This window comes from Pseudoblastomonas aquimaris (assembly GCF_035481675.1).
In the GTDB taxonomy this organism is placed as follows: Bacteria; Pseudomonadota; Alphaproteobacteria; order Sphingomonadales; family Sphingomonadaceae; genus Alteriqipengyuania_B.
In genome coordinates this window covers 350,368-376,837 of the sequence record NZ_JAYJJW010000001.1, presented here as the reverse complement: position 1 = coordinate 376,837, position 26,470 = coordinate 350,368, and the positions used below count along the sequence as shown (strand labels likewise).

The window sequence follows — 26,470 nt, the reverse complement described above, 5'->3', positions numbered from 1 at the left end:
GCGATAGCGACCGCCTGATTGTTCGAGGGGTTTCGATGCGTCCTGCCGTGATTCTCGCCGCCGTTGCGGCTGCATTGATGGCTGCCATGGCATCGCCTGCGCACGCGGCGGCGGTCGTCGTGGAACAGGCGCTGCCGGGCGACACTGCGTGGCTGCTGACCGCGACGGCGCTGGTCTTCCTCGCCCTGCCCGGCCTCGCGTTCTATTACGGCGGCGCGGTGCGCTACAAGCACTCGATCTCCGTCCCGCTGCAAGTCGGTGTGATCGCTGCGGTGGTTTCGCTGCTGTGGATCATGGTCGGCTATACGCTCGCCTTTGCGGAGACGACGGGCGGCTGGATCGGTGGCGGGTCGCGCTGGATGCTGCTGCAGATCGAGGCCGTGCGGTTCGGCACCACCGTGCCCGAAAGCGCCTTCGCCCTGTTCCAGACGATGCTCGCCGTCCTCGCTGCCGCGCTGATGGTGGGCGCATGGGCGGAGCGCGGGCGGTTCGGCTGGGTTGTCATCTTTGCCGGGCTTTGGAGCCTCATCGTCTATGCCCCGGTCGCCCACTGGCTATGGGGCGGCGGCTGGCTGGCCCTGCGGATCGGCACGGTCGATTTCGCCGGCGGCCTGGTGATCCACACCACCGCCGGGGTTTCGGCGCTGGTCGCCGCACTGCTGATGGGCCGCCGCAAGGGCTTTCCCGACACGGCGGACGAGCCGCAATCCGATTACCTGCGCCTGCTCGGCATCCCGCTGCTCTGGCTCGGCCTGTTCGGTGTGACGGGCGGCGGTTTACTGCTCGGCGCCTCGGACGAGACCGCTGCCGCGCTGATCAACCTGCAGGCCTCTGCCGCCACCGCCGTCCTCGTGTGGCATGCTGTCGACCGGCTGCGTGCCGGCCATGTCAGCGCCAACGGCTTTGCCAGCGGCGCGCTCGTCGGCCTCGTCGCCATCGCGCCTGCCGCGGGCTTCGTCTCGACCGGCGCGGCCATCGTGATCGGCGCGGTTGCCGCGCTTACCTGCCGCTATGCCGCGCACTTCATCCGCAATTCGCTGCGCATCGACGACACGCTGAGCGTGTTTGCGATCAACGGCGTCGGCGGCATCACCGGCACCCTGCTTGCCGGATTGTTCATGGCCGCGGAATGGGGCGGAACCGGCCTGCCGCCCGGGCAGAGCGTCGCGGGGCAACTGGCCGCACAGGCCATCGGCATCGCCGCGGTGACCGTGTGGAGCGTCTTTGCAACCGGCATCCTCGCCACCGCCGTATCGCTCTTCATCCCGATGCGGGTGAGCGAGAGCGACGAAGCGGACGGGCTCGACGCCGCGCACCAGAACTGACGGAAGGGCTTAGTCCCCCGTCAGGATACGGTCGACAAGCTGCTTCACCGTGGGGGTGAAGTTGTTCGAATAGAACGGGTCCTGCTTGAAGCGGTAGGCCGCGTGGCCGGCGAACGCCAGGTTGTCGTCCGGGTCGCCACCATGCGCGATGTCCTGCAACGTCTTCTGGATGCAGAAACTGCGCGGATCGGCCAGGCGGCCGGTGGTGTGGTTGTCGTGGTCCTTCCAGCTCGAAAACTGGCAGTGCGACAGGCAGCCCATGCATTCCTGCTGGTCGGTGCGGATACGCTCGGCGCTTTCCGGCGTCACGAAGACGACCGTATCGTCGGGCGTTTTCATTGCTTCGGTGAAGCCTTCGGCCATCCAGCTCTGCGCCTTGCGCTGGTCGCCGGGGTGGACGAAGAAATACTTCGCCTTGCCGTGGTCCATCAGCGGGATGGTGCCGTCTTCCTCGTCGCGCTTGAAGATCGGTATCTGCCGCTCGCTGCGATGCATGAGGTCGTAGAGGAAAGGCGTCTTCACCGCGCTGGAATAGAAGCCGGTGGGGCTGAACTTGTGCAGCAGCACGTCGCCCGGTTCTACCGTGCGCAGCATGTCCTTCCACACCTGCGGGATCGGACTTTCTTCTGTCAGCAGCGGGCGCGTGCCGAACTGGAAGGCGATCTTGCCCAGCTCCGGATTGTCAATCCACTCCTCCCATTCGCGCAGGAACCACACGCCGCCGGCCATGACGATGGCGGTGTCCTCGCTCACGCCTTCGGCGCGCATGGTTTCGCGTAGGGCTTTCACGCGGGGATAGGGGTCTTCTGGCTTGGTCGGGTCTTCCGCGTTCGACAGGCCGTTATGCCCGCCCGCGAGCCACGGATCCTCGTACACCACCGCCGCCAGCAGGTCCGGCACCTTGGAATAGCTGCGCTTCCACAGCGCGCGGAAAGCGCGGGCGGAGGACACGATGGGCAGGTAATGGACGTCGAAGCGCTGAGCGATCTCGGCCAGCTTGTAGGGCATGCCGGCACCGCAGGTGACGCCGGTGATCTTGTCGGCGCAATTGCCCAGCACGCCTTCGAGGACCTGCTGCGCGCCGCCCTGTTCCCACAACACGTTGATGTTGATCGCGCCCTTGCCGTCCGCGATCTCGTAAGCGCGGTTCACCTGCTCGGTCGCCCCGTCGATGGCATAGCGGACCAGCTGTTCGAACCGTTCCTTGCGGGTCGCTTGCGGGTAGACCTGCGGGATCGGATTGCCGTCCTCGTCATAGCTGTCGGCATTGACGGCGCTGACCGTCCCGATGCCGCCCGCCGCCGCCCAGGCGCCGCTCGACATGTGGTTCGTGGCGGACACGCCCTTGCCACCCTCGATCAGCGGCCAGACTTCGCGTCCCCCGTAAGAAATCGGCTGCAGACCCTTGAAACTCATTGTATTTCCTCTCGTGCGGGATGCAGCGCCTATTGCGCCTGCTCGCCCGTGTCCCTCACCGGTACTTCGCAAGGCTCAATGGCCCCGGGCTCCGGCCTGTTCCCCGTTTTCTCGAATTGCGCGTAGTAGCCGGCCAGTTCCGGCTTGCGGACGAATTCGACGAGACGGAACCCCACCGCATCGAATTCGCAGAATAGCTGTTTCGGATAAATGCCGTGCTGGTCGCTCGGCCGGTCGGTTTCCACCACGATCACTTGTCCGCCTTCGCGCACGGCGGGATAGAGCCGCCACAAAAGCGCGTAAGGCTCCGAAACCTCGTGGTAGACGTGGACGAGGAATACGCGGTCGAAACTATCCGCCGGCAGGCGCGGATCGTCCGCGGCGCCCGGCTTGATCGAGACATTGTCCAGCCGCTCGCGCTCCACCCGCTGGGCCAGCCGGCCGAGCGCACCGGCATCGATATCCTGCGCCAGGACGCGGCCGTTCTCCCCGACCCGTTCGGCGAGACGCACGGTGTAATAGCCTTCGCCCGCACCGATATCGGCCACGGTCATTCCGGGTTCGATCCGGGCCAGGTCCATCACGATCTGCGCCTCGCGCCGGTTGTCGCGATCGACCTCCGTCGAGAACTGGTTGGCGCCGAGATCGGACACGGGGCGGATCGGCAGCGGGAATTCGAGCGCGCTTTCCGGCCGCTCGCCCTCGCCCGCAGGCTTGCAGGCGGCCAGCAGCGCCAGCGCGGCGCAGCATGCCGTAACGGCGCAAACGCGTGAAGAAATGCCCATCGCCTGGTTCGTTAGACGGTTTCGCCGGTCAGGCAAAGCGCCCGCCGGCTGCCCCTGCCGCTAGTCCACATCCTCGATATCGACGGTCTCGCCCGTCACCCGCTGGGCGAGTGCGGCGGAAATGAATTCGTCGATCGCGCCGTCGAGCACGGCATCGGGATTGGTGCTGGTGGTGCCGGTGCGCAGGTCCTTCACCATCTGATACGGCTGGAGGACGTAGGAGCGGATCTGGTGGCCCCACCCGATCTCCGTCTTCGCTTCGTATTCGCTCCCCGCCGCGGCCTCGCGTTCGGCCATCTCGCGCTCGAACAGGCGCGCCTTCAGCATGTTCATCGCGGTGGCGCGGTTCTTGTGCTGGCTGCGGTCGTTCTGGCTGGCGACGACGATGCCGGTCGGCTGGTGGGTGATGCGGACCGCGGAATCTGTCGTGTTGACGTGCTGCCCGCCCGCGCCCGATGCGCGATAGGTGTCGACCTTGAGGTCGCTTTCATTGATCTCGATCTCGAAATCGTCGTCGATTACGGGATAGACCCAGACGCTGGAAAAGCTGGTGTGACGCCGGGCGGAGCTGTCATAGGGGCTGATCCGCACAAGCCGGTGGACGCCGCTTTCGGTCTTGCCGTAGCCATAGGCGTTCTCGCCCTTCACCAGCAGGGTAGCGGACTTGATGCCTGCCGTTTCGCCGGCCTGGTATTCCACCGTCTCGACCTTGAACCCGCGCCGTTCGGCCCAGCGGGCGTACATGCGCAGCAGCATTTCCGCCCAGTCCTGGCTTTCGGTGCCGCCGGCCCCGGCGTGAATTTCGATATAGGTGTCGTTGGCGTCGGCTTCGCCCGACAGGAGGGCTTGCACCTTGTCCGCATCGGCGCGGGTCGCGAGCGCGGCAAGGCTCGCCAGTCCGTCGGCGATCACCTCGTCATCGCCCTCTTCCTCGCCCATCTCGACGAATTCGATGGCGTCGGACATCTCGCTTTCGATCTCGCGCACGGTCTTGACCGCGCTTTCGAGGCGCTTCTGTTCCTGCGTGATCGCCTGCGCCTGCTTGGGATCGTCCCACAGCGTCGGGTCCTGCACGCGTGCGTAGAGCTCGTCGAGGCGGCGCAGAGCACGCTCCCAGTCCAGCGACTGGCGTACCAGCGCCAGCGCGGCTTCGATCCGGTCGATATGGGCCTGCCCTTCGGCACGCATGGGATGTCTCCGATCAAGAAAGGCTGCGCGCTAGGCGATAGCGGCGGCAGCGTCAAAGGGTGCAGCGCGAGATGCCGACGTCGTGAGCGGTGGCTAGTAGATGCCGCCCTGCGATTCGACGAAGTCCATCAGCTCCTCTTCCTGCCTGCGTTCCTGCCGGATGCGCTGGCGCGGCGTGGTGTTGGCGGACCGCAATTCGGCAATCAGCGTCTGGCGCAGCGCGTCGAGCTCGTCCGAGCGGGCCTGTCGGCGCGGTTCGGTGTCGGGCTTGAACGCTTCCCAAATGACCGCTGCCTGCGCATCGTCGCTCGGCGTGCCTTCGAACACGCGGCGGCCGGTGCGGCGGTCGATCTTGACCATGCGGATGCCCTTGGGCGCCACGAAGGGTCGCCCGCTCCAGCGGTCGCGGCTTTCCTGCACGAACTGCTTGAAGATCGGCGCGGCCAGGCTGCCGCCCTGGGCATAGCCGCCCATGTTGCGCGGCTGGTCGAAGCCGAGATAGACGCCCGCGACCACATCGGGCGAGCCGCCCACGAACCACACGTTGGTGGGCCCGGTGGTCGTGCCCGTCTTGCCGAACAGCGGGATGTCGAGATCGCGCAGGGTCGTGGCGGTGCCGCGCTGGACCACGCCGGTCAGCATGTGCTGCGTCTGGAAGGCGGTGCGCGCGTCCATCACCTGGCGGCCGCCCGTTTCCAGTCGCGGCATCGGCTTGCCATCCCATTGCGCCATGTTGCAGCTGTCGCAGCGGCGCTTGTCCGCGCGCCAGATGACCTTGCCGGACCGGTCCTGCACGTAGTCGATCGTGGTCGGCGCGAACTGTCGCCCGTGGTTGGCGAGCGCGGCATAGGCATTGACCATCTTCACAACGGTCGTGTCCCCTGCGCCGAGTGCGAAGGAGAGATAGGGCTCGTAACTGCCGATGCCGACACGTTCGAAGGTCTTGTTGACGTTCTCCATCCCTGCATCGTTGGCGATGTGGATGGTCATCAGGTTGCGCGACTGTTCCAGCCCCCAGCGCATCGGCTTTTCGCCCGCGCCGCTCGCATTGCCGAAGTTGCGGAAGCATTTCTGACCGAGGTCCGCGCCCTGGTAGACGCAGAAAGTGCCGTCCATCACCTCGCTGGCCGGCGTCATGCCCTGGTCGAGGCCGGTTGCGTAAACGAACGGCTTGATGGTGGAGCCCGGCTGGCGCTGCGCCTGCGTGGCGCGGTTGAAGCTGCCCAGCCGGCTGTCGAAGCCGCCCTGCATGGCAAGGACGCGGCCCGTCGATGGCTGGATCGCTGCAAAGCCGCCCGACACTTCCGGTATCGTCTCGGTCCGCCAGCCGTTGCCGCTGGGCGAGCCGGCGATGACATCGCCGGCCTTCAGCGCATTGGGCAGGTTGGACAGCGGCGCGGTGTCGCCATTGGAGAAACCGACCGTGGCGTTGCTGCCGTTACGCTCGGTCACCACGCCGACGCGCCAGTCCTTGTAATTGATGCCGAGGTTGGAGCTCGCCAGTTGCCCAGTCAAATTGCCCGCGGCGACATCGACCGTCGCGATGGGACCGCGCCAGCCCTTGCCGCTGTGATAGCGCATCATGCCCGCGCGCAGGGAATCCCGCGCCGCCGTCTGCAATTCGGTGTCGAGCGAGGTGCGCACCCACAGCCCGCCGCCATAAACGCTGTTCGGGCCGGCCTCGCTGGTTTCGCCGAATTGCTCGATCAGCTGGCGGCGCACTTCTTCCATGAAATAGCCCGCGTCCGCCGTGGCGTATTGCGATTTCGCGCTGCGCACCAGGCCGAGCGGCTTGCGCTTGGCCACTGCTGCGGCTTCCGGCGTGGCGTATTCGTTGTCGACCATCGCATCGAGCACGAAATTGCGCCGGGCGATCGCCTGCTGCTCGTTCGCCGCGCGGCCATAGCGTTCGGGGGCCTTGGGCAGGATCGCGAGGAACGCCATTTCATGGAGGTCGAGCTCCGCCACGTCCTTGTCGAAATAGGCACGCGCGGCGGCCTGTACGCCGAAGCTGCGGCGGCCAAGCGGTATTTCGTTGAGATACAGCGTGAGGATTTCCGGCTTCGTCAGGACGCTTTCGATCCGACGGGCGAGGATCATTTCCTTCAGCTTGCGGGTAATCGAATATTCGTCACCCAGCAGGATGTTCTTCGCGACCTGCTGGGTGATGGTCGATCCGCCCACCGCGCGCGTGCCGCTGCCCATTTTCGTCGCATAATCGAGCGCGGCGTTGATCGTACCGGTCAGGTCGACGCCGCCGTGGGTCCAGAAGGTCTCATCCTCGACGGCTAGGAAGCTGTTGATCAGCGGGCGCGGGAAATCGACAAATTCCAGCTGCACGCGCCGTTCGCGGGCATAGGTGCCGACGATTTCGCCATCGACGCCGCGCACCATGGTGGGCAGCGACGTTTCGTATTCGGCAAGGCTTTCCGCATCCGGCAGGTCGTGCGCGAGCCAGATCCAGAACGCACCGAGCAGCAGCAAACCCGCCCCCACGAGGATGCCGAGCCTGCGGACCCACTTGTTGCCGCGCCAAAGCTCACGCATGCGGGCCCACAGGGAGCCCGCGTCACGGCGAATGCGATAGGTGAAACTCTCGGTCGTCTGCGTATCGGCCATCGTGCGCGGGGCCTTAGCACGCGGTTTATGAACCGCGCCACAGCGAAATCGCTTGCCCCCTCCGGTTCAGCTGCCTTCCACCTGCTCTGTGGCGAGGTAGATGCGCAGCGCCCGGGCGATGGCATCGCTGGTGGCGCGGCGGTTGGCCGCGCTCGCCAGGCGCTCGGCATCGGCGGCATTGGTTATGTACCCGCTTTCGAACAGGATGGACGGCATTTCGAGCGACTTGAGGACCGCGAGGTCCGCCGCGCGAAGCGGCGCGGAATGGAAGCGGATGCGCCCCTCCCCTTCGCGCAGGACAAGGCGGGCAAGGCGCAGGCTGTCGCCCTTCACTCTCCGCTGCGACAAGTCGACGAGGATGGAATCGACCGCTTCGCCGCGGGTGCCCAGCTGCACGCCGTTGAGGGTGTCGGCCGCGTTCTCGCGCTCGGCGAAGCGCGCGGCGACGGCATCGCTCGCCTCGTCGTCCAGCGTATAGATGGTCGCCCCGGTGGCATCGACGTTGGCGGCGGAATCCGCGTGGATAGACACGAACACGTCGGCGCCCAGCTTCTGCGCCACCGCCACGCGTTCCTGCAGGACAACGAAGCTGTCGTCCGTCCGGGTCAGCGCCACGCGTACGCCGCCATCCTCCAGCAAGCGGTCGCGCAGGGCGAGCGCGAGGCCGAGGACGATGTCCTTTTCGACATAACCCGACGCGCTGGCACCGCCGTCAGGGCCACCGTGTCCCGCATCGATCACCACCAGCGGGCGCGAATTGTCTTCCGGGCCGAGGATTTCGGGCAGGTCGCGCAACTCACCCGCACCCGGCAGCTGCAGTTTCACGACGTAGCCGCGTCCCAGCGAGGGGACGGGGATCGACAGGCCCAATGCGTACAGCCCCGCCAGCAGGGCCACCGGGGCAAGGAACAAGAGGCCGATCTGGAGCCGGTCGGACATGGGCGCATGCCTATTCGCCCGCGTGCCGCGCCGACAAGCGAAAAGGACGGCAAGTGTGTGGGAAAACTGCCATTCCGCGCAATATGGTTGCTTGGAATCCGGCGCGGTGCTAGCGCTGCGGCAACCCGGGCGTTCCGCCCCGAGACATCCGTTGTCCTTCGCGCCGAGCGCCGCCCACCGGGCTGGCGCGGCTGCCAAAGCAACCGGTTTCCGGGGCCCCGATCCGGGGACCGACCGGACGTGCGGCATTCGCCCGCATTATCCCGGCAGACACAGGTTGATGCCTCGATGCCAATTCCGCTTCCGCTTTCCATGCAGGTGCCCCGCTCGCGGGCCGCGGCATGGGCTGGCGCGGCGGAGCATGCCCATGGCGGGCCGCTTGGCGCGGGTGCAGACACGTTTTTCATGACAACGCAATTCCAGCCGGCGGCGCTTCGCCACCGGCGGACACCTACCCACCAGATAATGCGCGAACGGGCGGCCTGGGTCGCACCGCGCCTGCGCGCACGGAGAATATACAATGGCAACGCGCATGCTAATCGATGCGCGCCACCCGGAAGAAACCCGGGTGGCGGTTCAGCAAGGCAACCGGATTGAGGAATTCGATTTCGAATCTGCCGAACACAAGCAGATCAAGGGCAACATCTATCTTGCCAAGGTAACGAGGGTCGAACCCAGCCTGCAGGCGGCATTCGTCGATTTCGGCGGCAACCGGCACGGATTCCTCGCCTTCAGCGAAATCCACCCCGATTACTACCAGATCCCCAAGGACGATCGCGATCGCCTGCTGGCCGAAGAGGCCGAGGCCGCGGCCGAGGAAGCAGCTCTGCGCGATAGCGACGACGACATCGTCGACGAGCCGGAAGACGACGAGAGCAGCGAAGCCCTCGCCGACGATCTTGCCGGGGAAGAGCTCGAAGAAATCGACACGTCGGAAAAGGACGACGTCGCCACGATCGAGGAAGGCCATGTCGATGGCGCTTCCGACGACGACGATGGCGACGATGAGGACGACAGCGAAGACGGCGACGACAGCGACGACAAGTCGCGCAGTCGCGGCCGCCGCGGTCGCGGGCGCCGCCAGGGCAAGGGATCCGGCAAGCAGGGCGGCAAGGCCAAGAAGGCGGACGAAGTTCGCGCCAAGCGCCTGAACCTGCGCCGCCGCTACAAGATCCAGGACGTCATCCAGCGTCGCCAGGTGTTGCTGGTCCAGGTCGTGAAGGAAGAGCGCGGCAACAAGGGCGCGGCGCTCACCACCTATCTCAGCCTCGCCGGGCGCTACACCGTGCTGATGCCGAACAGCAGCCACGGCGGCGGCATCAGCCGCAAGATCAGCTCCGCCAGCGACCGTAAGCGGTTGAAGCAGATCGTCGGCGATCTCAGCCTGCCGAAGTCGATGGGCCTGATCGTGCGCACCGCCGGCCTCAGCCGCACCAAGACCGAGATCAAGCGCGACTTCGACTATCTCGCCCGCCTGTGGGACGAGATCCGCGAACGCACCATGGCATCCAGCGCGCCGGCGCAGATCCATTCGGACAGCGACCTCATCAAGCGCGCGATCCGCGATATCTACAATCGCGAGATCGAGGAAGTGCTGGTCGAAGGCGACGAGGGCTACAAGTCCGCCAAGGCCTTCATGAAGCTGCTGATGCCGAGCCATGCCCGGCGCGTGAAGCAGTATGCGGACCCCGTGCCGCTGTTCCAGCGCTATGGCGCGGAAGACCAGCTGAAGGCCATGTACGATCCCGTAGTGCAGCTGAAGTCGGGCGGCTATCTCGTCATCAACCCGACCGAGGCGCTGGTGTCGATCGACATCAACTCCGGCCGGTCTACCAAGGAACACGGGATCGAGGCGACCGCGACGGCGACCAACCTCGAAGCGGCCAAGGAAATCGCCCGCCAGCTGCGCCTGCGCGACATGGCCGGGCTGGTCGTGATCGACTTCATCGACATGGAGTACAACTCCAACGTCCGTAAGGTCGAACGCTGCATGAAGGACGCACTGAAGAACGACCGCGCCCGCATCCAGGTGGGCCGCATCTCCAGTTTCGGCCTGATGGAAATGAGCCGCCAGCGCCTGCGGACCGGCGTTCTGGAGGCGACGACCCGCGAATGTCCGCATTGCGACGGCACCGGCCTTGTCCGCACCGCATCCAGCGCCGGCCTTTCCGCCCTGCGCCTGATCGAGGACGAAGCGGCCAAGGGCAAGGGCACCACGATCAAGCTGGCCGCCAGCACCGAAGCGGCGGTCTACCTGCTCAACGAAAAGCGCGCCGACCTGGTCGAGATCGAACAGCGCTACGGCGTCAGCGTTGAAGTCGTCCCGGAAGGCGAGGACGAAGGCGCGAAGATGAGCGTCTCCAGCCACGGTCCCAAGCCCGCCAATCGCCCCAAGTTCGAAGCCATCATCGACGATGACGACGACGAGGACGAAGTCGCCGAGGACAGCTACGACGACGAGGACGAGGACGACAGCGACGAGCGCCAGGGCAACCGCAAGCGCCGCCGCCGCGGCGGTCGCGGCCGCAACAAGAAGCGCGGCTCCGATGGCGACGATCGCAGCGATCGCAACGATGCCGACGAAGACAGCGATGGCGCCCGTTCCGACGAAGGCGACAGCGACGACGACAACGGCGAAGGCAAGCCCAAGAAGCGGCGTCGCCGTGGCGGCCGTGGCCGGCGCGGTCGCGGTGGTCGCGGCGCGGGCGAGAACCGCGGCGACGACACCGAGGTGACGGCACAGGACGCTGCCAATCTCGATGCCGTGTCGGAACAGATGGTCGCGGACATCCCGGTCGCTTCCGGCCCGAACGACACGCCGGTCGATCCGGAAGAAGCTGCCGACAAGGACGAGAAGCCGAAGAAGCGCCGCAGCCGCGCGAAGAAGGCCGGCACGGACGGCGATGCCCCCGCAACGGACGAAAGCGCGGAGGACGCGCCGAAGCCCAAGCGCAAGTCGCGGGCCAAGAAGGCCGATACGGACGACGCTGCCGAGGCTGCCGAAGCGGCTCCGAAGCCCAGGCGCGCCTCGCGTGCGAAGAAAGCCGAAGATGCCGACGCTCCGGAAGGCGAGGCCGAGAAGCCGAAGCGCAAGCCGCGGGCGAAGAAAGCCGCCATCACCGACGACGCGCCGGAAGCGGATGCCAAGCCCAAGCGCTCGCGTGCGAAGAAGGCCGATGCGGAGGCGGACGACAAGCCCGCCCTCGCCAAAGTCCTCTCGGGCGAGGACACGGTTCCTTCGGGCGATGCGTCCAACAAGGCCGACGAAGCCAAGTCCGGCGAAGCCAAGTCAGACGATGCCAAGCCGGACAATGACGACGCGCCCCGGCGCGGCGGCTGGTGGCAGCGCACCTTCGGCAACTGAGCCGGCGGCAGATACATGAAAGGGCGGTCCTCGCGGGCCGCCCTTTTCGTTTCGGCTTCCCGCCGCGTCAGCCCTTGCTGTCGCGATAGGCCTGCAGGGCCCGCTCGCGCGCTTCCTTGTGGCCGATCAGCTTGGCGGGATAATCCTCCGGCCGGTGCTCATCGTCGGGATCGTGGATCTGCGCTTCGTCCAGCTCGGCGAGTTCGGGCACATATTCGCGAATATAGCCCGCCGCATCGAACTTCTCGCTCTGGCTCAGCGGTGCCATGATGCGCGGGAACATGTTGCTGTCCACGCCGGTGCCGCTGACCCACTGCCAGTTGGTGCCGTTGCTTGCATAGTCTCCATCGACCAGCGTGTCCCAGAACCAGCGTTCGCCATGGCGCCAGTCGATCAGCAGGTGCTTGATAAGGAAACTGGCCGCGATCATGCGGACGCGGTTGTGCATCCAGCCGGTCTGCCACAGCTGCCGCATGCCCGCATCGACGATGGGATAGCCGGTTTGCCCCCGCTGCCACGCTTCCAGGTCCTCTTCGATCAGGTGCCCGCGATTGGGATTCCGCCACAGCACCTGCTCGTCGTAATCGCGATAACTTTCCTCGGGATATTTCGGGAACTGGTAGATCACATTCTGCGCATAATCGCGCCAGATCAGCTCCTTTTCGTAAGTCTGCCACCCGTCGGAGCGCTTGTCCTTCAGACGGTGCCAGATGGTCACGGGAGAGATTTCGCCCCAATGCAGGTGCGGCGACATCTTCGATGTCTCGTCCTTCGACGGCAGATTGCGGCCATCGTCGTACTTGCCGACCTCGTCCGCCCACCAGTCGAGCCGCTCGTGCGCGGCATCCTCGCCCACCGTCCAGAAATCGCGCAGGCCCCCGGCCCAGTCCGGCTTCGTCGGGAGCAGGTCCCAATCGGCAAGGTCGTCGCTTTCGGGCAGGCTCGATGGCTGCGAGATCGTTTCCGGCGCGGGCAATTCGTCGCGCGGCGGCAGCAGGTCCTTCACCGCCTTCATGAAGGGGGTGTAGATCTTGTAGGGGTCGCCGCTGCCGGTGGTCGCGGTGCCGGGCGGCAGCAGGTAATTCCCGTCGTGCAGGACCAGCTCGCACTCGCTGTCTTTCAGCGCGTCGTGCAGGTCTTCCTCGGCTTCGCGGTGCCACGGCTCGTAATGGCGGGTGGCGTGGATCGCCGCGGCGCCCGTTTCCTGCGCGATGCCTTGAAGCACGGAGACGCTGTCGCCCCGGCGCAGCACGATCTTCGCATTGCGGCGGCCATAGGTTTTCGCGAGGTCCTCCAGCGACTGGTGCAGCCACCAGCGATGCGCCCCGCCCAGGGCTCGATCCCCGGCACGCTCGTCGTCGAGGATGTAGACGGGGATGACCGGCCCGGCCCCTGCCGCGGCATGCAACGCAGGCTGGTCCATCAGGCGCAAGTCGCGCCGCAGCCAGACGATTTGGACTTGCGAGATAAATCCCTCCCCCGTTCGCCCTGAGCCTGTTGAAGGGCCACTCTTCACTTCCCGCGCCGCGCCGGAAGCAGGGCAGTCCTTCGACAGGCTCAGGACGAGCGGGTTGAGAGGGAAGCGATCTAAGGCTGGCGCGGTTCCGGAGGGATCGGCTCACACTTCACATCCGGCAAGGCGACCGTGAAGCGATCCCGCGCGCGCGGATCGTAGAAGCGCGCATCGCGCAGGAGGACGGAGCCGTCGGGTGCGCGTTCTAGGAAAGGTGCCCGCGACCAGAAAAGATATGCATCGAGTTGGCTGTTTTGCTTTCTCAGATCACTGAAATCTCGCCAGATGCAGCGCTTCGATGGATCTATTAACGGGCGATCTTCTTCTACAAGGAACGGAACATTCTTCCATTCATCCCAGTCCTCTGGCCAATTTTGCCCAGTCGTGACAATCTGTCTTTGCCACGAATACAGAGGAACCGGATTCGAAATCATCGTCCTGCCAGGTCCATCCCACGCAACCATTTTCGACATCTGCGTGATAAATCCTTGAATCCCAACATAAGCCAGCGCCACCGCAATCGCCACGCGCGCGGGCCGCTTCCACTCATCGCCCCGCTTCTCCCGCCGCAGCGAGAACCACGTGGCAAAACCCATCAGCGCCCACAGCCACACGTCGATGATGAACAGCGTGTCGCCGTAGAACCACTGGCTGGAGAACGGCTCCAGCAGACGGATGCCGTAGACGTTGAGCCAGTCGAGCGCCGGGTGGGTCAGGCAGCCGAGGAAGGCGAGAGCGTAAAGCCAGCCGAAGCGCACGGGCAATCGCCCCTCCGGCCTTTTGCCCCTGCCCGCCTGCCATCGGTCGTAGCCATAGAGCAATCCTGCCAGCACCAGCGGCAGCAGCACCAGCGCGGGCGGGCCGTGGGTGATGCCGCGCCGGAAGCCCAGGTGCTCGACCCCGTCCAGCCAGAAGAAACACGCCGCGTCCACATCGGGCAGGTTCGCGCCGATGATTAGCGCGGGCATCGCTAGGCCGGTCTTGCGCTTCAGCCCCGCCTGTCCCAGCAATGCGCCGACCAGCGAATGGGTGAGATTGTCCATGCGGTCAGCCTAGCCAGCGCGCGCCATTCGGCAAAGCGCGAAACTTCGCCCGCCATCGTGCATTGCGGCATCATGCACCTTCCCCGCATCCTCACGTTCCTGCGCCGCGAGCAGCGACTGCTCGCCCTGTTTCTCGGCGGAGCGGCGCTCGGCTTCGCCTTCTGGAAGCTGGCGAGCGAGATGGCGGAAGGCGATACGGAGGCGTTCGACCGCGCGATCCTGACCGGGCTGCGCGTGCCGGGCGACCTGGCCACGCCCATCGGGCCGGAATGGCTGCACACCGCGATGGTCGATATCACCGCGCTGGGCGGCGTGACCGTGCTCACGCTGGTGTCGGTGCTGGCGGTGGCGTTCCTACTGCTGCTCGGCCGTTACCGGCAGGCGCTCCTGACCGCCGTGGCGACCGGCGGCGGGTCGATCGTCGGCAAGCTGCTGAAAAGCCTGTTCGCGCGGGAGCGTCCGGAGATCGTGCCGCACCTGGTCGACGTGACCTCGCTCAGCTTCCCCAGCGGCCATTCGATGAACAGCGCCATCGTCTATCTCACCATCGCGGTGCTGCTGGCGCGAGGCCTGGCGGAGAGCCGGCTACGCGCCTTCGTGATCGGCATCGCGGGGCTGCTGGTGCTGACGATCGGCTTCAGCCGCGTCTACCTCGGCGTCCATTTCCCCAGCGACGTGCTGGCGGGATGGAGCGTGGGCGCGGCATGGGCGCTGCTGATGGGCCTGATCGCCAGCGCGCTGCAACGCGATGACAAGATAGAGCAGCCCGAGGGCGAGAACTTCATCCGCGAACAGGGCGCGCCGCTCAAGCGCTGACGGCGAATACGCTCAGACGGGGTCCTGCGCGGTCCCGTCCACCGTCCAGGTCTGCCCGCTGGCGAGCAGCTTCGCGAGGTTCGCGGTCTTGCCCTCGCTCGCCTTCTTGCGCTCCTCGATCACCGCCGCCTCGAACGTCGGGCGCGGATCGTCGTACAGCACGCCCAGCGCCATCGGGAACGGGCCGAAGGGCATTTCCACCAGCATATGCGCCACACTGCGATTGGTAACATCATGGCGGATCACGGCGGCGGCTTCCCAGTCGCCATCGGTCACGTCGACGACTTTCAGCTGCAGCGCATCGCGGTCCAGCGTCAGTCCCTTGGTGCCTTTCGCAAACAGCATCGGCTCGCCGTTTTCCAGCCACAGCTGGCGATCTTCCGCGCCCTTGGGGGCGGCGAAATCGTCGAACACGTCCTTGTTGTAGACGATGCAGTTCTGGAAAATCTCGATGAACGCCGCACCCTGGTGAGCGTGGGCTGCCTTCAGCACGTCGGGCAGGTTCTTCGACACGTCGAAGCCGCGCCCGACGAAGCGCGCACCCGCACCCAGCGCGAAAGCGGCGGGGCGTGCGGGATGGTCGTAGCTGCCGATGGGGGTGGAAGGCGACTTGGTCCCTTCCCGGCTGGTGGGCGATGCCTGGCCCTTGGTGAGGCCGTAAATCTCGTTGTTGAACAGCATGATCTGCATGTTCACGTTGCGCCGCAGCACGTGCATCAGGTGGTTGCCGCCGATGGACAGCCCGTCGCCGTCGCCCGTCACCAGCCAGATGTCGAGGTCCGGATTGGCGAGCTTCACCCCCGTCGCCACCGCCGGCGCGCGGCCGTGGATCGTGTGGAAGCCGTAGGATTCCATGTAATATGGAAAGCGGCTGGAACAGCCGATGCCGCTTATGAAGCAGGTGTTCGCCGGATCCGCGCCCAGCTGCGGCAGCGTGCGCTGCACCGCCTTCAGGATGGCATAGTCACCGCACCCGGGGCACCAGCGCACCTCCTGGTCGGTTTCCCAGTCCTTGAGGGTGGTTTCGATCTTAGCGGGTGCGTTCATTTTAGACCCCTGAAGTACCAGCGCTCGATGTCGGGCATCGGGCGCGCAAATCTCGTTTGGTCGATTCCAAACGCTTTGAGCTTTCTTTCCAGTAGGCGCAAAGCTTCGTTGACCCCACGTCGATATTCATTTTCGTTCCGATCCGCCTCGCTCAATAGCTCAGGAATTTCGTACAAAAGATCGCGCAGCATCAACTGCTCCGATGACATACCATCGAGGCTCTCGACACCCATCAATCGGCCTCCGTGCTCGGAAGCTGCTGGTCGTTGGCCGGGACCTGCCCACCCCCGTTGCCGTCCACGCCGTCGAAATACTTCGCTATCGCTTCTTCCAGTTCGGCGATCTGGAACGGCTGGCCGCTGGTCTTGGTGAGCGGCTGCGCGTCGACCAGGAACTGGTCGCGCAGCACGGTCTTGAACTGGCCGGTGTTCATTTCCGGCACCAGAACGTGGTCAAACCCGTGCAAGAGCTCGCCGAGGTTGGCAGGCAGCGGCCAGATGTGGCGGACGTGGATCTGGCTGACGTCGAGGCCCTTGCGGCGCGAGCGCACCACCGCCTGGTGGATCGGGCCGTAAGTGCTGCCCCAGCCGACCACCGCCAGCTTGCTGCCCGCTTCACCCAGATCGACCTCCTGGTCCGGCACGGCAACGCCCAGCACCTTGTCGCGGCGCGCGTCGGTCATTGCCTGGTGGTTGTCGGGCGCATAGTCGATATGGCCGGTGTCGACCGCCTTCTCGATCCCGCCGATGCGGTGCATCAGGCCGGGCGTGCCGGGCTTGATCCACGGCCGCGCGCCCTTCGCATCGCGCTTGTATGGCAGCAATTCCTCGGCGTTCTTTTCTTCGAGGAACTTCGCCGGGAACGGCGTGTAGCTGGCCGGGTCCGGCACTTTCCACGGCTCCGCCGCATTGGCGATATAGCCGTCGGTCAGCAGCATCACCGGGGTCATGTATTCCACCGCGATGCGGCACGCCTCGATGGCGCATTCGAACGCATCGCCGGGGCTGCGCGCGGCGATCACCGGCATCGGCGCATCGCCGTTGCGGCCATAGACGGCCTGGTAGAGATCGCTCTGCTCGGTCTTGGTCGGCAGGCCGGTGGAAGGGCCGCCGCGCTGGCTGTTGACGATGACCAGCGGCAGCTCGGTCATGATGGCAAGGCCCATCGCCTCCGTCTTCAGCGCGATGCCCGGGCCGGAAGAGCTGGTGACGCCCAGCTGGCCGGCATAGCTCGCGCCGATGGCCGCGCAGATCGCGGCGATCTCGTCTTCCGCCTGGAAGGTCGTGACGCCGTATTCCTTCAGCCGCGCAAGGTGGTGCAGGATCGCGCTTGCGGGCGTGATCGGATAGCCGCCGAAGAACATCGGCAATTCCGCCAGCTGCGCACCCGCGACGAGGCCGAGGCTGACGCTCTCCGCCCCGGTAATCGTGCGGTACAGGCCCGCTTCGCTCGGTACCGGGTCCAGATGCACCTGCGCCAGAGGCCCCGCCAGCTCGGCCGTTTCGCCATAGGCATGGCCCGCATCCAGCGCCGCGATATTCGCGTCCGCAATATCGGGCTTGGACTTGAACTTGGCCTTCAGCCAGTCATGGATCGGATCGCGCGGACGGTCGAACATCCATAGCGCCAGCCCCAGCGTCCACATGTTCTTGGACCGCAGCGCATCCTTGTTGCCGAGGCTGAACGGCTTCACCGCCTCGATCGTCTTCTCGCTGATGTCGAAGGCCAACACGTCGTATTTCGCCAGGCTGCCGTCTTCCAGCGGGTTGGTGTCGTATTTCGCCTTGTCGAGGTTGCGCTTCGTGAAGGCGCCCGTATCGGCGATAATCAGGCCGCCGGGCTTCAGCGCCGCGATGTTCACTTTCAGCGCCGCCGGGTTCATCGCCACCAACACGTCCGGCGCATCGCCCGCGGTGTTGATCTCGCGACTTCCGAAGTTGATCTGGAATGCCGACACGCCGAACAACGTGCCCTGCGGCGCGCGGATTTCGGCAGGGAAATCGGGGAAAGTGGCAAGGTCGTTGCCCGCCAGCGCGGTGGAGAGCGTGAACTGCCCGCCCGTCAGCTGCATCCCGTCGCCGCTGTCCCCGGCGAAACGGACCACGACCGCTTCGGGGGAAGTGTTCTCGGCGGGAGCATCCGCCACCTGGCTAGCCATAATTCGTCCTGCGTTTGCTTGTCGGCTTGTCGTTGGCTCGCGACCTAGGTGCGCCCGCGGGCCGCGGCAATCAAGTTTTTCCGTTTGCGCGGGAATTGCGGCTTCGCAGCGCGCGGCCTAAGACGCCGGGCGACACTTGCAGTGGAGAGAGACCTTGGCCGATACCGAACATCCCGTGCGCGAAGACGTGCGCGCTTTCCTTGCCATGCTGGAAGCCATGGGCGGCAAGGGCGTGGAGGAAGTCGGCGCGGTAGAGGGGCGCCAGCAGATGCGCGTGATGGCGCAGATGGCGGAGGCGCCCGCGCCGGACCTTGCGGTGAAGAAGGACCTCACCTGCCCCGGCCCCGCGGGCGACATCCCGCTGCGGTTCTACGATGCGAAGGATACGCGCGAGGCAGGCCCGGCGGTGGTCTTCTTCCACGGCGGCGGGTTCGTGATCGGCGACCTCGACGTCTACGATTCGCTGTGCGCGCATATCGCGGCGGCGCTGGATCTGCCGCTGGTCTCGGTCGATTATCGCCTGGCGCCAGAGCACCCCTTCCCCGCCGCACCGGACGATTGCGAGGCCGCGGCACGCTGGGTGGCGACATCGCCCGAAGCGCTGAGCCGCGAGGTCACGGGCCTTGTCCTGACGGGTGACAGTGCGGGCGGCAACCTCACCATCGTCACCACCAACCAGCTGTGCGCCGATCCGGCGGCCGTGCCCGTGATCGTGCAGGCCCCCATCTATCCGGTGGCGGACGATGTCTCCCAGCATGAAAGCACATCGCTGTTCGGCGAGGGCTTCCTGCTGACAAAGGCCGCGATGGCCTGGTTTACGGAGCAGTACGCAGGCGACGGGGCGGACCCGCGCGTTACGCCGATGCTGGGCACCTGCACCGACACGCCGCCGACCGTGGTCTGCACGGCGGGGCTCGACCCCTTGCGCGATTCCGGGCGCAACTATGCCGCGCACCTGATCCAGCAGGGGACGGAAGTCGCCTATCTCGAATTTCCCGGGATCATCCACGGCTTCACCACGCTCCGAAAAGCGCTGCCGAGCGGGCAGGCGGATGTCGATGCCTTCCTCGCCGCGGTCAAGCTGATGCTGGGACGCGCCGCATGAGCGACGCCGATCTCGGCCGCGACCGGGCGCTTTACCGCCCCTGCGTCGGCGTGATGCTGGTCAACGCGCACGGCAAGGCCTTCGTCGGCCAGCGCATCGACAACCGCGAAGGCGACCGCTGGCAAATGCCGCAGGGCGGTGTCGACGATGGCGAGGACCTGGAAGCGGCGATGCTGCGCGAACTGGGCGAGGAAACAGGCCTGACCGCCGACAAGGTCGAGATCGTCGGCCGCCTGCCGGGGGAATTGTTCTACGACCTGCCGGACGAGCTCAAAGGCAAGCTCTGGAAAGGCCAGTTCATCGGCCAGCGGCAGGTCTGGTACCTCGCCCGCTTCACCGGCGAGGACGCGGACATCGACCTCGAAGCGCACGAGCACCCCGAATTTTGCGAGTGGAAATGGGTCGATCCCGACGACCTGCCGAAGCTTATCGTGCCGTTCAAGGAAGAGATCTATCGCGCAGTCGTGGCGGAATTCCGCGACCGTATTTGAGCGCCGGTCAGTTCTGCCGACCTAATTTCTACAGGCCTCAATTCTGCTGGACGGTCATGTCCGGCATCACGTCCTCGGCTGCCAGCACCGGTTCGGCAGGGGCGGCCTCGATCAGGGCGGCGAGCTCGCGCGTTTCCGCGCAATCCGCACCGCAGAGCGATTCCAGCTGGGCGAGCGTCCGGCGCGCACGTTCGGTCGCGCCCTTTTCCGCCAGCGCCGCGCCCTCGCCCGCCATGGCGGCGAAATTGCGCGGCTCGCGTTCGAGCACCATGCGGTAATAATGGATCGCCTTGCCCTGCAGCCCTTCGGCCCGGGCCACGTCGGCCAGGTGCACGTAAGCGTCGCTGTAGGCGGGATCGATCACCAGCGCCGCTTCGAACGCATCGATCGCGCTCTGCGTTTCGCCGGCTGCCAGCGATGCTTCCCCTTGCGTCACGAGCGCGGCCGCGCGCGGATCGGCAGGTTCCTGCGCCGCCATCCCCACGCTCGACTGGATCGCCACGAGAGCGGCAAGTGCGAGGGCGGCGGGGGTGTAGCGCATTACAAACTCCTTGAGCGAACCTGTGGCAGGACTGTCTTCGGCCATCGGGTCGGCTGGTAGCGCGTCTGCCATGAGGGCGAGCTTAACGGGTTTGCGCCAGCCGCGCGACGAAAAATCCGTCCGTCCCGTCATGGTGCGGGGTCAGGCGCGTGCCCTCCCCGCGCTCGCGCCCTGCGGGTAGCGCCAGCGGCTCCGCCCGCCAGCCGGGATCGGCGCTGAGGAAACGCTCGACCTGCCCCGCCCCTTCCTCGTCCAGCAGCGAGCAGGTGACGAAGGTGATCGTGCCGTTCGGGGCGACGAGTTCCTTGGCGATTTCCATCAGTTGCGACTGGACCTGCACAAGCTGGTCGAGGCGCTTTTCCGTGAGGCGCCAGCGCGCTTCGGGATTGCGCCGCCACGTTCCGGTGCCCGAACACGGCGCGTCGATCAGCACGCGGTCCGCCTTGCCGGCGTATTCGGCCAGCGCGGCAAGTTCCTTGCCCGGATCGAGCAGGACGGTGCTGGCGATGGTCACGCCTGCCCGCGCGGCACGGGGGCCGAGGCGGGAAAGCCGCGTGCGGTCCGTGTCGCTCGCGACGAGCACGCCGCGGTTTTCCATCTGCGCGGCGAGCGCCAGCGTCTTGCCGCCCGCGCCCGCGCACAGGTCGATCACCGTCTCCCCCGGCTCTGCGCCGGAAGCGAGGCACACGATCTGGCTGCCCCCGTCCTGCACCTCGATCGCCCCGTCGCGATAAGCCGGCCATTGTTCGACCTGCGTCCCCGCGTCGAAGCGCAGCCCGTGCGGCGCGGCGAGCGGCTCGCCCGGCTCCGGCAGGTCGAGGCCCGCGCGTTCTGCCTTCAGCGTGTTGACGCGCAGATCGAGCGGCGCGCGGTCCAGCAGCGCTGCGGCTTCCGTGTGATCTATGTCCGATGCCAGCAGGCGCGCGACGAGCCAGTCGGGGGCGATGCCGCCATCCGCCACCGGCTCGCCCTCCCTGACCTGCGCCGGCCCGTGGCCCTCGCCGTCGAACAGGGGTGCGATTGCGGGATCGATCTCTGCCAGCCGCAGCATCGCCGCGCGCCCGCTGCCCGGCACCGGCCCGCACGCGCGGATGGCCCCATAGACCAGTTCGCGCACCGCGCGCCGGTCCTTCGACCCGGCATAACGCCGCGCCTTGAAGTAATTGGCGATCAAACGGTCGGCGGGCGCGCCGCCGGCCTTCGCCGCGGCGATCACTTCATCGACAATCTCGATCGCCGCCTGGACGCGGGCCGACGGGGTCATCGCGTCGGGTAGTTCGGGGCTTCGCGGGTGATGCTCACATCGTGGACGTGGCTTTCGGTCAGGCCGGCGTTGGTGATGCGCACGAACTTCGCGTTCTTCAGCGCTTCGATGGTGCTGCTGCCGGTATAGCCCATGGCCGCCTTGATCCCGCCCACGAGCTGGTGGACCACCGCGGCCGCCGGGCCCTTGAACGGCACCTGTCCCTCGATCCCTTCCGGCACGAGCTTCTGCTGGCTGACGTCGGCCTGGAAATAGCGGTCGGCGCTGCCGCGCGCCATCGCGCCCACGCTGCCCATGCCGCGATAGGCCTTGTAGCTGCGTCCCTGGTAGATGAAGGTTTCGCCCGGCGCTTCCTCGGTACCTGCCAGCATCGATCCGATCATGATGGTGGAAGCCCCGGCGGCCAGCGCCTTGGCCGCATCGCCGCTGGTTCGAAGGCCACCGTCGCCGATCACCGGCACGCCGTCCTTCGCGGCGGCTTCCGCGCAGTCCATGATCGCGGTCAGCTGCGGCACGCCGACGCCGGCGACCACGCGGGTGGTACAGATGGAGCCCGGCCCGATGCCGACCTTCACCGCATCCGCGCCCGCGCCCACCAGCGCGCGCGTCGCTTCCGCCGTGGCGACGTTGCCGGCGATGACCTGCACGTTGTTCGACAGCTTCTTTACCCGTTCGACCGAGCGGGCGACGTCCTTGTTGTGGCCGTGGGCGGTGTCGATCACCACCACGTCCACGCCCGCATCGATCAGCGCCTCGGTCCGTTCGAACCCCTTGTCGCCGACGGTGGTCGCCGCGGCCACTCGCAACCGGCCCTGGTCGTCCTTCGTCGCTTCGGGATAGGCGACCGCCTTTTCGATATCCTTGACCGTGATCAGGCCGACGCAGCGGCCGTTGTCGTCGACCACCAGCAGCTTCTCGATCCGGCGCTGGTGGAGCAGCCGGCGCGCCTCTTCCTGCCCGGTGCCGAGCGGCACGGTGGCGAGGTTGTCGGTCGTCATCAGTTCCTTGACCGGCTGCATGGGATTTTCCGCAAAGCGCACGTCGCGGTTGGTCAGGATGCCCGCCAGCTTGCCGCTGCGATCGGTCACGGGAATGCCGCTGATGCGGTTCTTCTGCATGATCGCCTGCGCCTCGCCCAGCGTCGCGTCTGGGTGGATCGTGATCGGGTTCACCACCATGCCGCTTTCGAAGCGCTTCACGGCGGTCACCGCCGCGGCCTGATCCTCCACTTCGAAATTGCGGTGAAGCACGCCGATGCCGCCCAGCTGCGCCATAGCGATCGCCATGTCGGCTTCCGTCACCGTGTCCATCGCGCTGGAGACGACCGGGATGTTGAGCGCTATGTCGCGCGTCAGCTGCGTGGCTGTGTTGGCCATCGAGGGCAGGATGTCGCTTTCCGCCGGCACGAGCAACACGTCGTCGAAAGTGAGACCGAGGGAGATGTCGAGATTTGCCACGTGGAGAATCGCCTGCCGGGGGGAATGTGGCGGCCCATGTAACCGCGTGTCCGCAGTTTAGCTAGGGGCCGCCGGCCGCCTGTGCCCCGCAATAGGAAAGGGCCGGGACACCCGCGCTGGATGTCCCGGCCCTTCGCTTGGTCAATCGCGCGCGCGCTTATTCGCCGCGGTCGAATTCCCAGCCTTGCGGCTTCTCGTAGCGGTCCGGGTTGGCGAGCATCGCCATCAGCACGACGTACAGCGGCACGTCTTCCGCCATCCCGCTAAGGACCAGCTCGTCGTGCACCTGGTCGCTCGGCTTGTGATAGCGCGTACCCATGAATTCGTTGAGTATGTCGTCATCGGCAAAGGCGCCGGAGACGAGCACGGCGGGCACGCCCTTGTTCATCAGCGCCCAGCCGTCCTGCCGGCGAACGTACTTGGCCGATTCCTCGCCCACGTCGATCGTGCGGTTGAGCGCGGCTGCGGCCAGCTTGATCGGCGCGTCCATCGGCGTGTCGCCCCAGCCGATGACGGTCAGCGGCGTACCGGCGGGCGCGATCGAGATCATGTCGATGTTGAGCGCGGCCTGGAAGTCTTCCAGCGGGATCGGCGGGTTGTCGGCGAAATAGCGCGCACCGAGCAGGCCCATTTCCTCTGCCGTGGTGCCCATGATGTAGATGTCGCGTTCGAGCCGCGGGCCCGTGGCAAGGCGGCGCGAGGTTTCCAGGATGGCCGCGATGCCGCTGGCGTTGTCTGCCGCGCCGTTGCAGATGCGATCTTCCTCGGTTTCCGGCGCGCAGTCCGAACCCAGGTGGTCCCAGTGGCCCATCATGATGATCGCGCCGCTGCCGGGCTTCGTGCCGGGCAGCATGCCGACCACGTTGGCGCTCTCGGCGGTCAGGCTCTCCGCATCGCTGGCAAAGGTGGAGGTGCCGATGACTTCACCCGACCGTTCGCCGAGAGCGGCGCTGTCGGTGCCGAGAGCGGCGAGGATGGCGGCGCTGGTGGTCGGCCCGACGAGGGCGACCAGCGGCTGCTCGTCTTCCTCTTCCATGTCGTCGCCGGCGAGGTTCCACTGCGGACGCGAGGCGAAGGCACGGAACTGGTTCCAGATCGGCTCCTGCTCGACGAGAACGAGCGCGCCCAGCGCGCCGCCTTCCATCGCCGGGCCGAGCAGGGACTGCGCCGCCATCGGGTTGGTAATGACGGCGACCTTGCCCTGCGTCGCCGCAATGTCTTCCGGACTGCCGAGCGCGACGAGCTCTGCGCCCGAAGCCATCAGCGGGCTGTCGGACAGCGAGAGGGCAAAGGCATCGTCGCCCGCAATCTCGGTATCGCCGATCGTCAGGACCAGCGCGCCAGGCACCTGCCCTTCCAGCATGACCTTCTGGCGCCATTCGCCCTTGTAGCCCGGCTGGTAGCCATAGCTTTCCAGCTTCTCGATCATGTAGGCCTGCGTTTTCTGACCGCCTTCGGTGCCCGGCAGGCGGCCGCCGTATTCGTCGCTTGCCAGGACCTTGATATGGTCGAGCAGGATGGTCTCCGTCGCCGCGCGGTCGGGCGCGATGGTATAGTCCTGCGCCGAAAGCGCGGTGGTGCCCAGCAGCACGGAAAGCGAAAGCGCGCCCGTTAGCGCGCGGCGGAAAGTCTTCGTAATCATGTGTTCAAGGCCCCTTCGTGTCCCGTTCATTCGGCGGTCCAGCCGCCATCGATGCTCCAGTTCGCCCCGTTCACGTTGCGCGCGGCATCGCGGCACAGGAAGACGGCGAGTTCGCCGATGTCTTCCGGCTGGACGAACGACTTGGTCGGCTGCTTTGCCAGCAGCACATCGTTGATAACCTCGTCGCGCGACAGGTTACGCGCGGCCATCGTATCGGGAATCTGGTTTTCGACCAACGGCGTCCACACATAGCCCGGCGATATCGCGTTCACGGTAATCCCGTCCTGCGCCAGCTCCAGCGCTAGCGTCTTGGTCAGGCCCGCGATCCCGTGCTTTGCCGCGACATAGGCGCTCTTGAATGGCGAGGCGACGAGCGAATGGGCGCTCGCCGTGTTGATGATCCGGCCCCACCCGGCCGCTTTCATGTGCGGGATGGCGAGGCGCGCGGTGTGGAAGGCGGCCGACAGGTTGAGCGCGATAATCGCATCCCACTTCGCCGGCGGGAAATCGGCCACGGGCGATACGTGCTGCATCCCGGCATTGTTGACGAGGATGTCGATCCCGCCGGCCTTCGCCATCATCGCCTCGATCGCGGATACGTCGGTCAGGTCGGCATCGGACCATGTCGCATCGCCGAGCTTGGCTTGCAGCGCGGCGACCTCCTCCGCATCGCCGAAGCCGTTGAGCACGATCTCGGCCCCCTCGGCGTGGAGCGCCCGCGCCACCGCGAGGCCGATGCCGGAGGTTGACCCCGTCACCAATGCGCGCTTTCCTTTTAGAAACAAACCGGCCTCCGGGTGGTTGGGACTGAAACACAATGCGCGGGCGCAATTTCGGCGCACGCCGCTTCCAGGGGGAATACCATGCGGCTCAATCCGTTCAACACCGGCAATATCGATGTCCGCGGCGGCGGTGGCGGCGGCGGACTGGGCGGCGGCGGCAAGCTGGGCTGCGGGGCGATCGTGATCGCGCTGGTCGGCGCGGTCGTGTTCGGCATCGACCCGATGACGACCCTGTCCACGGTGGGCGGGACATCCAGCGCCCCGGAAACCAGCACCAGCGCCACCGAGGAAGAGCTGTGCAGCGCCAACCAGTACGCGCGCGAAAGCTGCGCTGCGCTCGGCAGCCTGAACGAGACTTGGTCGCGCGTTTTCGCGGAACAGGGATATGAATTCCAGCAGCCCTTCCTGAATTTCTATTCGGGTCAGGTCCGCTCGGGCTGCGGCGCGGCATCGTCTGCCGCCGGTCCCTTCTACTGCCCGGCCGACGGCGGCATCTATATCGACACCGGCTTTTACGACGTGCTCGACCGCCAGCTGGGCGCGCCGGGCGATTTCGCGCGCTATTACGTCATGGCGCACGAATACGGGCACCATATCCAGAACATCACCGGCATCGCCAATGCGATCCGCAGCGCACAGGGCCAGAACCCGCGCGCGGCCAACCAGCTGCAAGTGCGGATGGAATTGCAGGCGGATTGCTATGCCGGTGTCTGGGCGGCCAAGAACCGCAACCTGATCGAACCGGGCGACCTCGAAGAAGGCCTGCGCGCAGCCGCGGCCATCGGCGACGATCGCCTGACCGGCGGGCGCGTCAGCAGCGAGAATTTCACCCACGGCACCAGCCGCCAGCGCAGCGAGGCGCTGCGCCTGGGCTTGCAGGGCGACGACCGCGCCTGCGACGAGATCACCAACATCCGTTAATTCATCCGGCAAAGGAAAAGGCGGCGGCGATATGATTTCGCCGCCGCCTCTTTT

General features: G+C 66.3%; 21 protein-coding genes. 6 read left to right on the top strand and 15 right to left on the bottom strand.

Annotated elements, in window-relative coordinates; all coding sequences use genetic code 11:
• Window positions 1-35: 35 nt before the first annotated feature.
• Window positions 36-1,325 carry an ammonium transporter gene (locus VCJ71_RS01850; protein ID WP_324638637.1) on the top strand — a complete coding sequence of 430 codons (1,290 nt, stop codon included), beginning with the start codon at window positions 36-38 and terminating at the stop codon, window positions 1,323-1,325.
• Window positions 1,326-1,334: 9 nt separating this feature from the next.
• On the opposite strand, the gene VCJ71_RS01845 is transcribed toward VCJ71_RS01850, so the two are convergent.
• The 5 genes from VCJ71_RS01845 to VCJ71_RS01825 all read right to left on the bottom strand — a co-directional run bounded on the left by VCJ71_RS01845 (window position 1,335) and on the right by VCJ71_RS01825 (window position 8,272).
• On the bottom strand, window positions 1,335-2,741 hold the full coding sequence (locus tag VCJ71_RS01845) for an NAD(P)H-dependent flavin oxidoreductase (RefSeq protein WP_324638634.1): 1,407 nt from the start codon (window positions 2,739-2,741) through the stop codon (window positions 1,335-1,337).
• A gap of 29 nt (window positions 2,742-2,770) precedes the next feature.
• Window positions 2,771-3,526, bottom strand: coding sequence for a class I SAM-dependent methyltransferase (locus VCJ71_RS01840; protein WP_324638633.1), 756 nt, complete (start codon window positions 3,524-3,526; stop codon window positions 2,771-2,773).
• A gap of 60 nt (window positions 3,527-3,586) precedes the next feature.
• Window positions 3,587-4,714, bottom strand: a complete 1,128-nt coding sequence (gene prfB, locus VCJ71_RS01835) for a peptide chain release factor 2 (RefSeq protein ID WP_324638631.1) — start codon at window positions 4,712-4,714, stop codon at window positions 3,587-3,589.
• 93 nt (window positions 4,715-4,807) lie between these two features.
• The gene (locus VCJ71_RS01830) at window positions 4,808-7,333 is read right to left on the bottom strand and encodes a penicillin-binding protein 1A (protein WP_324638628.1); all 2,526 of its coding nucleotides are present in this window, start codon (window positions 7,331-7,333) and stop codon (window positions 4,808-4,810) included.
• Window positions 7,334-7,399: 66 nt separating this feature from the next.
• Window positions 7,400-8,272, bottom strand: a complete 873-nt coding sequence (locus tag VCJ71_RS01825; protein WP_324638626.1) for an N-acetylmuramoyl-L-alanine amidase family protein — start codon at window positions 8,270-8,272, stop codon at window positions 7,400-7,402.
• 520 nt (window positions 8,273-8,792) lie between these two features.
• Here VCJ71_RS01825 and VCJ71_RS01820 point away from each other — a divergent pair.
• Complete coding sequence (locus tag VCJ71_RS01820) at window positions 8,793-11,636, top strand: Rne/Rng family ribonuclease (protein WP_324638625.1); 2,844 nt, start codon at window positions 8,793-8,795, stop codon at window positions 11,634-11,636.
• Window positions 11,637-11,703: 67 nt separating this feature from the next.
• Here VCJ71_RS01820 and VCJ71_RS01815 read toward each other — a convergent pair whose 3' ends face one another.
• Entirely contained in the window at window positions 11,704-13,104 is a 1,401-nt protein-coding gene (locus VCJ71_RS01815) for a cryptochrome/photolyase family protein (RefSeq protein ID WP_324640851.1), read from the bottom strand.
• A 119-nt stretch (window positions 13,105-13,223) separates the two neighbouring features.
• Window positions 13,224-14,192 carry a metal-dependent hydrolase gene (locus VCJ71_RS01810; RefSeq protein ID WP_324638623.1) on the bottom strand — a complete coding sequence of 323 codons (969 nt, stop codon included), beginning with the start codon at window positions 14,190-14,192 and terminating at the stop codon, window positions 13,224-13,226.
• Between VCJ71_RS01810 and VCJ71_RS01805 the strand changes: the two genes are divergently transcribed.
• Window positions 14,175-15,008, top strand: coding sequence for a phosphatase PAP2 family protein (locus VCJ71_RS01805; RefSeq protein ID WP_324638621.1), 834 nt, complete (start codon window positions 14,175-14,177; stop codon window positions 15,006-15,008). The genes VCJ71_RS01810 and VCJ71_RS01805 overlap by 18 nt on opposite strands.
• 12 nt (window positions 15,009-15,020) lie before the next feature.
• On the opposite strand, the gene VCJ71_RS01800 is transcribed toward VCJ71_RS01805, so the two are convergent.
• The 3 genes from VCJ71_RS01800 to VCJ71_RS01790 are packed head-to-tail and all read right to left on the bottom strand — an operon-like array spanning window position 15,021 to window position 18,213.
• The gene (locus VCJ71_RS01800) at window positions 15,021-16,055 is read right to left on the bottom strand and encodes a 2-oxoacid:ferredoxin oxidoreductase subunit beta (RefSeq protein WP_324638620.1); all 1,035 of its coding nucleotides are present in this window, start codon (window positions 16,053-16,055) and stop codon (window positions 15,021-15,023) included.
• Window positions 16,052-16,288 (bottom strand): hypothetical protein, encoded by a 237-nt coding sequence (locus tag VCJ71_RS01795; RefSeq protein ID WP_324638618.1) that lies wholly within the window; start codon window positions 16,286-16,288, stop codon window positions 16,052-16,054. The genes VCJ71_RS01800 and VCJ71_RS01795 overlap by 4 nt, the downstream gene beginning before the upstream one ends.
• A complete protein-coding gene (locus VCJ71_RS01790; protein WP_324638617.1) occupies window positions 16,288-18,213 on the bottom strand; it encodes a 2-oxoacid:acceptor oxidoreductase subunit alpha in 1,926 nt (641 codons plus the stop codon). Before VCJ71_RS01790 ends, VCJ71_RS01795 begins: the two co-directional genes overlap by 1 nt.
• Window positions 18,214-18,367: 154 nt before the next feature.
• On the opposite strand from VCJ71_RS01790, the gene VCJ71_RS01785 reads away from it, so the two are divergent.
• Both VCJ71_RS01785 and VCJ71_RS01780 read left to right on the top strand, forming a co-directional pair.
• The gene (locus tag VCJ71_RS01785) at window positions 18,368-19,318 is read left to right on the top strand and encodes an alpha/beta hydrolase (protein ID WP_324638616.1); all 951 of its coding nucleotides are present in this window, start codon (window positions 18,368-18,370) and stop codon (window positions 19,316-19,318) included.
• Window positions 19,315-19,809, top strand: coding sequence for an RNA pyrophosphohydrolase (locus VCJ71_RS01780; RefSeq protein WP_324638615.1), 495 nt, complete (start codon window positions 19,315-19,317; stop codon window positions 19,807-19,809). The genes VCJ71_RS01785 and VCJ71_RS01780 overlap by 4 nt, the downstream gene beginning before the upstream one ends.
• Before the next feature lie 37 nt (window positions 19,810-19,846).
• Here VCJ71_RS01780 and VCJ71_RS01775 read toward each other — a convergent pair whose 3' ends face one another.
• The 5 genes from VCJ71_RS01775 to VCJ71_RS01755 form a co-directional block, all read right to left on the bottom strand.
• Entirely contained in the window at window positions 19,847-20,350 is a 504-nt protein-coding gene (locus tag VCJ71_RS01775) for a hypothetical protein (RefSeq protein ID WP_324638613.1), read from the bottom strand.
• 82 nt (window positions 20,351-20,432) lie between these two features.
• Window positions 20,433-21,614 (bottom strand): RsmB/NOP family class I SAM-dependent RNA methyltransferase, encoded by a 1,182-nt coding sequence (locus VCJ71_RS01770; protein WP_324638612.1) that lies wholly within the window; start codon window positions 21,612-21,614, stop codon window positions 20,433-20,435.
• Window positions 21,611-23,071, bottom strand: a complete 1,461-nt coding sequence (guaB, locus tag VCJ71_RS01765) for an IMP dehydrogenase (protein WP_324638610.1) — start codon at window positions 23,069-23,071, stop codon at window positions 21,611-21,613. Before guaB ends, VCJ71_RS01770 begins: the two co-directional genes overlap by 4 nt.
• Window positions 23,072-23,228: 157 nt before the next feature.
• A complete protein-coding gene (locus VCJ71_RS01760) occupies window positions 23,229-24,713 on the bottom strand; it encodes a M28 family peptidase (RefSeq protein WP_324638608.1) in 1,485 nt (494 codons plus the stop codon).
• Window positions 24,714-24,739: 26 nt separating this feature from the next.
• A complete protein-coding gene (locus VCJ71_RS01755; RefSeq protein WP_324638607.1) occupies window positions 24,740-25,498 on the bottom strand; it encodes a 3-hydroxybutyrate dehydrogenase in 759 nt (252 codons plus the stop codon).
• Between the two features lie 78 nt (window positions 25,499-25,576).
• Between VCJ71_RS01755 and ypfJ the strand changes: the two genes are divergently transcribed.
• Window positions 25,577-26,416 carry a KPN_02809 family neutral zinc metallopeptidase gene (ypfJ, locus tag VCJ71_RS01750; RefSeq protein ID WP_324638606.1) on the top strand — a complete coding sequence of 280 codons (840 nt, stop codon included), beginning with the start codon at window positions 25,577-25,579 and terminating at the stop codon, window positions 26,414-26,416.
• Window positions 26,417-26,470: the final 54 nt, after the last annotated feature.